This window comes from Limnobacter sp. UBA7229, assembly GCF_002473065.1.
Lineage (GTDB): Bacteria > Pseudomonadota > Gammaproteobacteria > Burkholderiales > Burkholderiaceae_B > Limnobacter > Limnobacter profundi.
In genome coordinates, this window is the sequence record NZ_DKTN01000022.1 from 106,465 (window position 1) to 118,573 (window position 12,109).

Below are 12,109 nucleotides of genomic sequence, written 5' to 3' on the forward strand. Positions count from 1 at the left end.
CGCTGACTTAAAACTGACAAAAGCATGAATTCCGCTTGGTCAAAAGTCAGCGATTGTGAACCCCCGCTTACTGGTTCGCCGAATACCCTAGATTCATTTGCAAGCCACCCGATTCCAATACCTCTGGGTGCTTGCGCATGTATTCCAGGCGATCCAGGTATTCAGTGGTGACATCACCGGTAATGTACGAACCATCAAAACAGCTGGCATCGAAAGTTTGAATTTTTGGATTCAAGTCACGCACAGCACGCTTCATGTCGGCGATGTCTTGATAAAACAGAGCATCTGCGCCAATTTCAGCGCAAATTTCGTCGTCAGTGCGACCTGAAGCGATCAACTCATCGCGCGTGGGCATGTCAATACCATACACGTTCGGAAAACGCACGGGAGGCGCAGCCGAGGCAAAAATTACCTTCTTGGCACCCGCTTCACGAGCCATTTGTACAATTTCCCGGCTTGTGGTGCCGCGCACAATCGAATCGTCTACCAACAGCACTGTTTTGCCTTTGAATTCAACAGAAATGGCATTGAGCTTTTGACGAACGCTTTTTTTGCGAACAGCTTGCCCGGGCATGATGAAAGTGCGGCCAATGTAACGGTTCTTGATAAAACCCTCGCGGTAAGGCACACCCAACTGGTTCGCCAGTTCCAGCGCAGCCGGACGGCTGGAGTCGGGAATGGGCATAACCACATCAATTTCACCGGCAGGCATGCCCTTGCGAATTTGGTCAGCCAGGTATTCACCCATTTTCACACGGGCTTCATACACGCTAATGCCATCCATCACGGAGTCGGGGCGAGCCAAATAGACGTACTCGAAAATACAGGGGTTCAGCGACGATTTTTCCGCACATTGCTGGGCATGAAGCTTACCGTCGAGATCGACAAACACGGCCTCGCCCGGATCAATGTCGCGCACAAACTCAAAGCCCATGCCCACCAAAGCCACCGATTCTGATGCAAACATGTACTCGGTGCCCTGCTCTGTTTCAGCCTTGCCCAAAGCCAAGGGGCGAATGCCAAACGGATCGCGGAATGCCAACAAACCATAGCCTGCAATTTGAGCCACGCAGGCATACGCACCGCGCGCACGGGCATGCACGCCCGCCACCGCGCGGAAAATGGTGACCGGGTCAAGCGAGTAACCCGAGGCGTTGGATTGCAGCTCGTGGGCCAACACGTTGAGCAACACCTCGGAATCTGAATTGGTGTTGATGTGGCGGCGATCGTTCTTGAACAATTCAGCCTTCAAACGCTCGCTATTCGTGAGGTTGCCATTGTGGGCCAACACCAAGCCATAAGGGGCGTTTACATAGAAAGGTTGCGCTTCATCTGAACTGGCGGCCGAACCAGCTGTGGGGTAACGCACATGGCCAATGCCCATATTGCCGGGCAATGAACGCATATTGCGTGTGCGAAACACGTCGCGTACCAGCCCATTGCCTTTGGACATGGAAAACGAATTGCTGTGCGCAGTGGCAATGCCCGCGGCGTCTTGGCCTCGGTGTTGCAGCAACAACAGGCTGTCGTAAAGAATTTGATTAACAGGAGAAAAACCGGCAATACCGACAATCCCGCACATTGAAAGCTCCTAGTAGCGCACCCACTTGGCCACACTTTCGGGCAAATGCGGTTTGATTTCTCTCATCGCATCCACTGCCAAAGGGGACAACATGGCATTTCGCCAAAATGGCTGTTCCGGAAGCGAGGTGAAGCCTGCCCCAGTAACCAGCACCAACACAATAAATAAACCACGCGCGAAGCCGAACGTGGCACCCAGGCCACGGTCCGCAAAACCCAAACCCGCTGCAGCAACAATTTTGCCCAACAGAGAAATCAGAATGGCACCCACCAACATGGTTGCAAAAAACGCAGCGGCACAACCAATCAGTGCTTTCATGGGCGGGCTCAGCGATTCAGCCCAATCCATGTAAACAGCCAGATCTGCGCCATAGCGATTTGCCACCCAGAAGGCCAACACCCAGTTGGCCAAAGAAAGCACTTCTTTGACCATGCCCCGGAACAAACCCAGAATGACCGACAGCACCACCACCGCAATAACGATGTAATCAAATATCGTCACTGCACTACTCTCCCTGAGGAGTAACCCGCAGCGGCCAACTTGGCTTTGGTTTCATCGGCCTTGGTCTGACCTGAAATTGGCCCCACCCTGACCCGGTATACCGTGCCATTGCCAGTGCTTGTGGACTCCACCTTCGCCGGGAAACCCTTGCCACTCAATTCTTTGCTCAGTGCATCTGCGCGAGCCTTGTCGCTGACAGCAGCAACCTGCACCCAATACACCTCAGCCTTGGCAAATGCCGCAATTGGGTCTTCAACCTTGGGTTCAGCCTTGGGTTCAACTTTAGGTTCCGGCTTGGGCTCAACCTTGTTTGCTGGCTTAGTTTCCAGCTTAGTTTCGGGCTTAGTTTCGAGCTTGGGCTTAGGCTCAGGCGCCGGTTCAGAAACAATAGGGGGCGGTTCTACGGCAGGCGCAACTGGTGCAATTGCCACGGCCTGTTCTTGGGTCGACTGCGGTGCCTCAATCTTTGCTTGCTCGGGAACCTTGGCAGCCTGGGCTGGAATTTCTGCAGATGGACGATCAGGTACCACCAACTCCACGTCGCTGCTGGTTTGGGATGGTTCATTTTCAACCAAAGCGGGAACGATGATGATGGCTGCCAGAAAAAGCGCAATGGAGCCCACCAACCGCCTTCTGGACCTGCGTTTCAACTCATCAACCGGATCGTTGTTGACTTTGTTCCTGGCAGTAGAACGCGAATTTGAACTCACCTGCACTCCTGAAAAAATTAACCGGGACGTTTTCGAAGCGCTTCTTTGGCTTGCATGGCCTGCGCCACAACCAGGAAGGATCCAAAAACCAGAATTCTATCATTGGGTGGCACCGCAGAAGTGACCACCGCATACGCTTGACCCACACTTTCGTAGCTCTGCACGCTTTTTTCTGGGGGCTGCTTTGCAATACCCCCTTTGGCCAGTGCCTGGGAATTGCCAACCCAGTCAAAAGCCCCTGCGTCCACACCGGCCAGTTCAAGTTGTTGCTTCAACTGCACTGTGCTGCGCCCCCTGTCACCTTCAAGCGGCACCAGGTGCCAATGGTCTACCCTGTCTTTCAAGGCCTTGACCACCTCAACAGCATCTTTATCGGCCAGCATCCCGAAAATACAATGGGTGTATGGAAAAAAACCCATGTTGTCGAGGCTTTCACGCAAATGCGCAGCAGCGTGGGGATTGTGTCCAACGTCCAGAACCACCGTGGGTTGACCCGGCAGCACCTGAAAACGCCCTGGCCACTCCACCAAGAGAAAACCCTGTCGAATCGATTGTGCCGGTACTGGCAAGCGATCCCGCACAGACTCAAGCGCAGCCAAAGCTGCTGAGGCATTCAACAACTGGTTGGTGCCCCGCAAAGCCGGGTAAGCCAGGGCAGCACGGCGCATACTGCGCCCGCCGTAGGCCCACTGCTGTTTGTCACCGCTGTAGTTGTAATCGCGCGCAAACAGCCAAAGGTCGGCACCTATTGAATTTGCATGGTCAATCACGCTTTGTGGCGGCTTTGGGTCGCCAACAATTGCAGGTTTACCCGGCCGAAATATGCCGGCTTTCTCACGACCAATGCTTTCCCGGTCGGGCCCAAGAAAGGCCTGATGATCAATATCGACGCTGGTGCAAATCGCGCAGTCGGTGTCAAAAATATTGACCGCATCCAGTCGTCCACCCAGACCCACTTCCAGAATGACGGCATCCAGATCCAGACGAGAGAACACCAGGGCCACCGCCAGCGTGGTGAACTCAAAATAAGTCAGGGAAATACCCGTTGCGATGCGGGCCTGTTCCACCTGTTCGAAGGCGGAAATCAGCTCTGGCTCCGCCACCTCGGCACCATTGATGCGGGCGCGTTCAGTGAAGCGGATTAGATGCGGCGAGGTGTACATGCCCACCTTGTAGCCCGCCTGAATCAGAATGCTTTCCAGCATGGCGCAGGTGGACCCTTTGCCATTGGTACCCGCTACGGTAAACACAAGGCCACTCAAGGCGAAACCCATGTGTTGCTGCACCACCTTCAAGCGGTCCAGCCCCATGTCAATCGGCTTGCTGTGAATCGATTCCAGATAAGCCAGCCACGCATTCAATGTGGCGTTGGAAGCTGGCTTGACCGGTTTGGAAGGGTCTGGTTGGGGTACTGCTTGGTTCATAAATACTCAGGCTGCTAGTTTTCAGGCCGCTCAGTTTCAGGCCGGCTGGTCAATCTGTTTTTTCATCAACAGCGCCAAAAGGCTGGTCAGGGTTTTCTTCATTTCACGGCGATCCACAATGCAATCCACCGCACCCTTTTCCATCAAAAACTCGGCACGCTGAAAACCTTCAGGCAAGGTTTGACGAACGGTTTGTTCAATCACGCGTGGGCCGGCAAAACCAATCAAGGCTTTGGGTTCTGCAACCACCACATCGCCCAAAAACGCGAAACTGGCGGAAACGCCACCCATGGTAGGGTCGGTCAAAACAGAAATATAGGGAAGTTTGGCCTGGCTCAGCTTGGCCAGCATGGCCGAGGTTTTTGCCATTTGCATTAGCGAACCCAAACCTTCCTGCATGCGTGCGCCGCCAGAGGCTGCAATGCTGATAAACGGAATATTGGCGTCAAGCGCCGCCTGCACGCCGCGACAAAAGCGCTCGCCCACCACAGAACCCATAGAACCGCCCATGAACTCAAACTCGAAGCAGGCTATCACCACTTCCAGGCCGTTCATGGTGCCTTTTTGAACCACCAGGGCATCGGTTTCGCCTGTGGCCTCTTTGGCTTCATTCAAACGCGCGGTGTAGCTTTTGCTGTCCTTGAATTTCAGGGTATCCATGGGCAATACTTCACGCCCAATTTCGATGCGCTCATCATTGTCGAACAACAAATTCAAACGCTCACGCGAACCTATGCGCATGTGGTAAGTGCACGAGGGACATACCATGGCATTGCTCACCAAATCATTTTGGTAAAGCACTGCATCACAGCTTTTGCATTTCGCCCAAATACCTTCGGGAACGCTTTTCTTGGCTGCGTCGCCGGGTGTTTTTGAGGAAATGCGCGGCGGAATAATTTTGTCAAACCAACTCATACACTTTCCCTTGCTGAGGATTTCTTTTGGAAGTTATTGTTTCATGCCAAATTGCGCATCCAGCGCAGCACGAATCGGGGCAATGAACTTGCCCGCCAAAGCGGCGGCCTCTTGTGGGCTGCCTGCTTCTAGAAACTGAATCAGTGCAGAGCCAATCACCACGGCATCTGCGGATTGTGCGACACGGCATGCCGACTCGGCATCGCGAATACCAAAGCCCACACCCACGGGTACATCGGTGAATTTGCGAATGGTGGGCAATTTAGAACTGACTTCGGCGGCATTCAGGTTTTGCGCACCAGTCACGCCTTTCAGCGACACGTAATACACATAACCGCTGGCTGCCTTTGCCACTTTTTCAATTCGCTCATCTGAAGAAGTTGGCGCCAGCAAAAAAATAGGATCCAGCTCGGCTGCACGCAGGTATTTGGAAAACTCAAGTGACTCCTCGGGTGGGTAATCCACCACGAGCACACCATCCACCCCGGCCTTCTTGGCTTCAGCCACGTACTTTTCCACACCCATGCGTTCGATGGGGTTGGCGTACCCCATGAGCACGATCGGTGTGTGCTGGTTGGTCTGACGAAACTCAGCCACATAATCCAGAATTTTGCGGGAAGTCACTCCCTTTTCAAGCGCACGTTCGCTGGAACGCTGAATAACCGGGCCATCAGCCATGGGGTCGGAAAACGGCACACCCAGCTCGATGACATCGGAACCCGAATTGGCCAAGGCATGCAACATGGCCACAGTCTGGCCAGGGTCAGGATCACCGCCAGTGACGAACGGAATCAGGCCTTTGCGACCTTCTTCTTTTAATTTTGCAAATACTGCTTTGATTCTTGACATGGTTGTAATTGAAATTTATTTCTTGTTGCAGGCCATTTCTGCACCTGTTTTGCAATCGGGGTGGCAATAAAACTCGGCACCACTCAAGCGCGCCACGGTGTGCATGTCTTTGTCGCCACGGCCAGACAAGTTCACCAAAATCACCTTGTCTTTGGGCAAGGTTTTGGCCAGCTTCGCAGCATGCGCCAAGGCATGGCTGCTTTCCAGCGCCGGGATGATGCCCTCAATGCGGCAACACTGGTGGAAGGCTTCAAGCGCCTCGGCATCGGTAATGCCCACGTATTCAGCCCGGCCAGAATCCTTCAGCCATGCATGCTCAGGGCCAACACCGGGATAATCCAGACCCGCGGAAACCGAATGGGTTTCAATAATTTGCCCATCATCGCTTTGCAACAGGTAGGTACGGTTACCATGCAACACGCCTGGCGTGCCAGCGCTCAGCGATGCAGCATGCTTGCCAGTTTCAATGCCCTCGCCCGCAGCTTCCACGCCCACCAACTTCACGCCATCCACGTTCAAGTAGGGATGGAAAATACCCATGGCGTTCGATCCGCCACCCACACAGGCCAGCACATAATCAGGTTGCTTGCCCACCATGGTCGGCATTTGCTGAATGCATTCGCGACCAATCACGCTTTGGAAGTCACGAACCAGCATGGGGTATGGGTGTGGACCCGCCACGGTGCCAATAATGTAAAACGTGTCTTCCACGTTCGTAACCCAGTCGCGCATGGCTTCGTTCAGCGCATCTTTCAGGGTTTTGGAGCCAGAAGTGACCGGAATAACCTCGGCACCCAACAGCTTCATGCGAAACACGTTTTGTGCCTGCCGGGCCACATCTTCCTGACCCATATACACCACACACTTCATGCCATAACGCGCAGCCACAGTGGCCGTGGCCACACCGTGCTGGCCCGCACCTGTTTCCGCAATTACGCGGGGCTTGCCCATGCGCTTGGCGAGCATGGCCTGCCCAATGCAGTTGTTCACTTTGTGGGCACCTGTGTGGTTCAGGTCTTCCCGCTTGAAGTAAATTTGTGCACCACCGACCAAATCAGACCAGCGCTTGGCGTGATAAATGGGGCTGGGGCGACCCACAAAATGTTTCAGTTCACTTTCAAACTCCGCCAAAAATTCGGGGTCGTTTTGGTAATGGGCGTACACACTTTTCAGTTCTTCCAGGGCGTGAACCAGGGTTTCAGACACAAAAGTACCGCCGTAGGGGCCGAAATGGCCGGTGGCGTCTGGAAATTCATAGGGTTTGTTCATGATGCTGCTCAATCTGGGTTCACTTACAACAGCCCTGCATCGGCCTTCTGGACCGCTTTGCAGAACATTTCAATTTTTTCGATACTCTTTATGCCGCGCGCCGACTCAATCCCGCTGGACACATCGACACCATAGGGTCGCAAGCCATGAATAGCCTGTTCCACATTGCTTGCATCCAACCCCCCGGATAATACCAAAGCCTGCTTCAGTTCACCCGCTTTGGGCAGCAAAGACCAATCAAAAGTATGCCCTGTTCCACCATACGCCTCGCTCCATGAATCGACAAGAAGCGCCTGCGCCGCATGGAATTTTTCACTTTCTTTCAGCAAGTTCACATCGGCCTTCATTCGAATGGCTTTGATGTAGGGACGCCTGAAACTGTCGCAAAACTGTGGACTTTCATCGCCGTGAAACTGCAACAGCACATTGGGAATTTCCGAAATGACGGAATTGACGAAATCGGCCTGAGGATTCACAAACAAGGCAACCGGGGTTTGCCAGGCACCCAAACAACGCGCCAGCTGCCCCGCCTGCGCCACCTCAATGTGGCGCGGTGAAGGCGGATAAAACACGAAACCCACTGCATCAGCCCCAGCCCGAGTGGCCGCACGCACCGTGTCTTCGGTTTGAAAGCCGCACAACTTGATTCGGGTTCTCATGCAAAAAGTTCCTGTATTCCGTATTGCTCGGGGTACTCAATATTCCACAAGCTTAAGCCCTGCGCGGGGTAAGTTTTTGCCGCCAGGCTTCTGTTTCTGGATTCAAGCACATCCCTTAACCAGCTTTCGGCTTGCCTGTGCTGGCCCACTTCCATCAGGCTGCCCATCAAGTTTCTTACCATGTGGTGCAAAAATGCATTGCCATGAATTTCAAAGTAGCAATGATCAACGGTTTCAATCAGGTTTAAAGCGTACAAGGTGCGCACTGGGCTTGCCGCCTGGCATTGCGAGGCGCGAAACGCGCTGAAATCATGTGTGCCCAACAAACATTCCGCTGCACGGCGCATGGCGGCCAAATCAAGCGGGTAGTGAACCCAGGTCATGAAACGTTTGAATGGGTCGCGAACGGGTGCGCTATAAAAATAGTAACGATAAGTTCTTGATAACGCACTAAAACGTGCATGAAAACTTGCATCAAGCTGTTTGGCGCCAAGCACCGAAATGGTGGGTGGCAAACTGTTGTTAACCCCTTTGATCCAGGCCGTCAGCGGCCTGTCTGCTGCTGTATCAAAATGCACAACCTGCTGGCGGGCATGTACACCGGTGTCTGTTCGGCCCGCACAAGTTAAAGCAACGGGCTCTTGGGCAATTGCTTCTATGGCCTTGGTCAAGTGGTCCTGGACAGTTCGACCATGTGGTTGTGTTTGCCAACCTTCAAACTCATGGCCGTCGTAACAAAGGCCCAAGGCCACTCTGTTCATTTAGTTCAACGTGGCCAAAAGCGCCTTGGCCTTGCGAACCTGGTCCACATCGCCTTTTTTCACGATTTCGTTCAACAACTCTTTGGCACCATCTGCATCGCCGATTTCAACGTAAGCGCCCGCCAGGTCCAGCTTGGTGGCAACTTCCTGCCAGGTGGCATCGTCCACTTTTGGGTTGGGCACGTCAACGTCGAGATCAACAAGCGTCTTGTCAATGGCCTCTTCAGGAACGGCACCCGGCCCATCAACATTGGTTTTGTCAGTGTCGTCTTTCAACTCAACCGGTTTTTCACCCACAGTTTCTTCGCCAATCAAGTCATCAAATGCTGCATCAATTTCTCGCGCATTCACATCGTGCTGAGGCAAAGGTTGCTTTCGCAATTCATCCAGTTCTTCCTGAGCCGCCAAGGTGCCTTTTTCGATTTCATCCAGGTCATCAAGAATCGAACCTGATTTGGATTCGTTAGGCTCTTCCTCAGGGAAATCCAGCGTGACCTCGCTGTCCAATGATTCTTTGTGTTGCAGTGCTTCATCAGAAGCGTCATTCAATTCGGGAATGTCATCAGCCACGGCTGGTTTATCTTCCTCTTCCACGGGGGCTGTGGAAAGTTGCGTCGCCTCTTCGGGTTCGGCTTGCTTCAAGCGATCATTCAGTACTTCATCCAGATCAAAGTCAGAATTTTCAGCCTGATTCAAACCGCTGGCCCGCTCAGCTGCAATTCCTGCACTGGCTGCCGCAATGGCCTCATCAAATTCATTCACTTCGCTGAAAGAAGAATCGTCCTCGGACTCGAGCTCATCTTCCTCGTTTTTGGCTTTGTTCTTGCGTGCACGGGCAATCAGCAACAACACCATCAACACAAGCAAACCACCTGCACCTGCCAAAATCCAGGGCAACCAGTCAAAAGGCTGCTCTTCTGCTGCTGCTTGCTCTACTGGTGATTGTACGCCATCACTGCCAGCGGGCTCGTCGGCCACCGGCGATTCAGCAGCAGGCTCGTCGGCACCATTCTCTGCCAGTGTTTCCGAGGGTACTTCAACAGCTGCTGGCTCAGTAGTGGCATCAGTCCCAACTGCCGGGCCATCAGCCGTAGGTGCGGCAGGCTCGCTGCCCAGGTCTTTTTGCATGTCGAGCAAACGCTGCAAGTCACTTACGTTCTTCTCGAGCAAAGCAATTCGCTCATTCGCCTCGGCCAGTGCCTTGTTTTTGGCCACCAGCTCCTCTGCGTTGGTATCGGCATTGCTTGCACCTTGGGCTGAGCCGGGTGCAATTTGTAATCGGTCAGCGGGTGCACCCGCATTGGCCTTGGGCGCTTGATCTTGCGGAGTAATGCTGCCCTGGGCACTGGTGGCGTCTGCCGCTGCAAGCTGATTGTCAACAGTCAGCAAACCAATTTGGCGAGCGTAAGCGGAATACACATTGCGATCGTCGTTTTGAGCAAGAATCAGCAAAGCCTCATTGGCATTGCGGGCTCGCAGCGCCGCACGATTGGGAACCTGAATTTGGGCGCCCTCACGAATCAGGTGTACGCTGCCATTAATAAATGAGGCTTTGTTGGCCTCGTAAATTGCAGCCATGGCCTGGTTCAGGGTGACGCCGTCGCCGACCAGTTGCAAAGCCAACTCCGACAGAGTGTCCCCACGCTCAACATTCAAAGTACCTTCAGGCGCAGTGGGCGCTGAAGCCACTGGAGCTTTGGAGGCTGCAGGTGGTTCAGAAACCGCTGGCGCTTTTGGCGCAGTTGCCTTGGGTGCCACAGCAGGCGGTGTCATCGGCGGGCGAATTTCAGGAAGACTCGTTGCGGGTTCAGCCGCCTGGGTGACACCAACAGGCACAGTCAGGGTATATTCCCGCGCAACACGGCCACCCGCCCAGGTCAATTCAACCAAAGTGTCGATGAAACCAGCAGGCAAAGGCTGCGCAGAGGTAATTTTGACAAGCGCCGTGCCAGGCTGAGGGCCATCTTGTACTGCAAACTGAAGACTCTTCAGGTTCGGATCCATGCTCAGGCGGGCAGCTTTGAAAGCCTCTGCGGAAGCCAGCTTGGCCTGCAAGGAAGCGCGTTCCTCTGGCAACACCAGATCAACCTGAATTTGCGCCAGAAAAGGCTCGCCTGCACCCGACAGCACTTCAAGCTTACCGAGCTGTGCTGCCTGCGCGAAGGAACTTGCCAACAAACCTGATGCAAAAACAAAGGGCAGAATCTTCTTTTTGGTATGCCTCACCCGTTTACTCCATGAATGTTCAAGCCGCCTTCGGCAGCTTTTTTGGGATAAATATTGATGCAGCTTAGCGTTCAATCAAAATACGCAGCATGCGGCGCAGTGGCTCGGCCGCCCCCCACAACAGCTGATCGCCCACGGTGAAAGCGCTCAGATAATCGCCACCCATGGCCATTTTCCGCAAACGGCCAACTGGCACATGCATGCGACCTGTAACAGCTGCAGGGGTCAAATCGCGCATGGATGCATCACGCTCATTGGGGATCACTTTAACCCAATCATTGGCCTTGGCAAGCATGTCATTGATCTCATTCAATGGAATGTCTTGCTTCAGCTTGATGGTCAACGCCTGTGAGTGACAACGCATGGCACCCACACGTACGCACAATCCATCCACAGGCACACAACCGGGTGTACCCATGGCTGGCTTGCCCAGAATCTTGTTGGTTTCTGCGCCACCCTTCCATTCTTCTTTGGACTGGCCATTGCCCAGGTCTTTGTCGATCCAGGGAATGAGGCTTCCGCCCAGTGGCACGCCAAAGTTATCGGTCGGGTATGCGTCGGAATTAATATGCTGAGCCACCTTGCGGTCAATTTCCAGAATGGCAGATGCGGGATCGGCCAACAGGTCTTTGACCGAACCATGAATGCTGCCCATTTGCGAAATCAGTTCGCGCATGTTTTGCGCACCAGCGCCAGAAGCGGCCTGGTAAGTCATGGAAGTAATCCACTCCACCTGATTGTTCTGGAACAAACCACCCAAAGCCATCAGCATCAGCGACACGGTGCAGTTACCACCTACATAATTCTTGATGCCTTTGGTCAGACCATCCTTAATCACGTTCATGTTCACCGGATCAAGAATAATAATGGCGTCGTCTTTCATGCGCAGGCTTGAGGCCGCATCAATCCAGTAACCATTCCAGCCAGCCTCGCGCAGCTTGGGGAATACTTCATTGGTGTAGTCACCGCCCTGGCAAGTCAACACCACGTCCATTTGCTTCAGAGCGTCGATGTTGTTTGCATCCTGCAAGGGACCCGCGTTGCCAGCGAAAGCTGGCGCCTTGCCACCCGCATTGGAAGTGGAGAAGAAAATCGGCTCGAAATGCGCGAAATCATTCTCTTCCTGCATGCGTTGCATCAGCACTGAACCCACCATGCCTCGCCATCCAACCAAACCAACTTTCAACATAAAAAAACTCCAGTACTTTTAAAT

The 12,109-nt window shown here is 53.6% G+C and carries 11 protein-coding genes; all 11 read right to left on the bottom strand.

The genetic code is table 11. The features are described from left to right. Positions 1-67: 67 nt before the first annotated feature. On the bottom strand, positions 68-1,582 hold the full coding sequence (purF, locus tag B4C79_RS12275) for an amidophosphoribosyltransferase (RefSeq protein ID WP_105028964.1): 1,515 nt from the start codon (positions 1,580-1,582) through the stop codon (positions 68-70). Positions 1,583-1,591: 9 nt separating this feature from the next. After that, on the bottom strand, positions 1,592-2,083 hold the full coding sequence (locus tag B4C79_RS12280) for a CvpA family protein (RefSeq protein ID WP_008248980.1): 492 nt from the start codon (positions 2,081-2,083) through the stop codon (positions 1,592-1,594). Then, the gene (locus B4C79_RS12285) at positions 2,080-2,793 is read right to left on the bottom strand and encodes an SPOR domain-containing protein (protein ID WP_171098865.1); all 714 of its coding nucleotides are present in this window, start codon (positions 2,791-2,793) and stop codon (positions 2,080-2,082) included. The genes B4C79_RS12280 and B4C79_RS12285 overlap by 4 nt, the downstream gene beginning before the upstream one ends. A 17-nt stretch (positions 2,794-2,810) precedes the next feature. Further along, complete coding sequence (gene folC / locus B4C79_RS12290) at positions 2,811-4,217, bottom strand: bifunctional tetrahydrofolate synthase/dihydrofolate synthase (protein WP_291740791.1); 1,407 nt, start codon at positions 4,215-4,217, stop codon at positions 2,811-2,813. A 36-nt stretch (positions 4,218-4,253) separates the two neighbouring features. Beyond that, positions 4,254-5,132 (bottom strand): acetyl-CoA carboxylase, carboxyltransferase subunit beta, encoded by an 879-nt coding sequence (accD, locus tag B4C79_RS12295; protein WP_291752055.1) that lies wholly within the window; start codon positions 5,130-5,132, stop codon positions 4,254-4,256. 33 nt (positions 5,133-5,165) lie between these two features. Further along, a complete protein-coding gene (gene trpA, locus B4C79_RS12300) occupies positions 5,166-5,981 on the bottom strand; it encodes a tryptophan synthase subunit alpha (protein WP_275271617.1) in 816 nt (271 codons plus the stop codon). A 15-nt stretch (positions 5,982-5,996) separates the two neighbouring features. Further along, entirely contained in the window at positions 5,997-7,250 is a 1,254-nt protein-coding gene (gene trpB / locus B4C79_RS12305) for a tryptophan synthase subunit beta (RefSeq protein WP_171098860.1), read from the bottom strand. Between the two features lie 23 nt (positions 7,251-7,273). Further along, a complete protein-coding gene (locus B4C79_RS12310; protein ID WP_291739861.1) occupies positions 7,274-7,909 on the bottom strand; it encodes a phosphoribosylanthranilate isomerase in 636 nt (211 codons plus the stop codon). Beyond that, positions 7,906-8,670: a tRNA pseudouridine(38-40) synthase TruA gene (truA, locus tag B4C79_RS12315; protein WP_291739859.1), complete on the bottom strand. Its 765-nt coding sequence runs from the start codon at positions 8,668-8,670 to the stop codon at positions 7,906-7,908. Before truA ends, B4C79_RS12310 begins: the two co-directional genes overlap by 4 nt. Then, a complete protein-coding gene (locus B4C79_RS12320) occupies positions 8,671-10,896 on the bottom strand; it encodes a FimV/HubP family polar landmark protein (RefSeq protein ID WP_291739858.1) in 2,226 nt (741 codons plus the stop codon). Positions 10,897-10,960: 64 nt separating this feature from the next. Next, positions 10,961-12,082: an aspartate-semialdehyde dehydrogenase gene (gene asd / locus B4C79_RS12325; RefSeq protein WP_291739866.1), complete on the bottom strand. Its 1,122-nt coding sequence runs from the start codon at positions 12,080-12,082 to the stop codon at positions 10,961-10,963. Between the last annotated feature and the right edge of the window lie 27 nt (positions 12,083-12,109).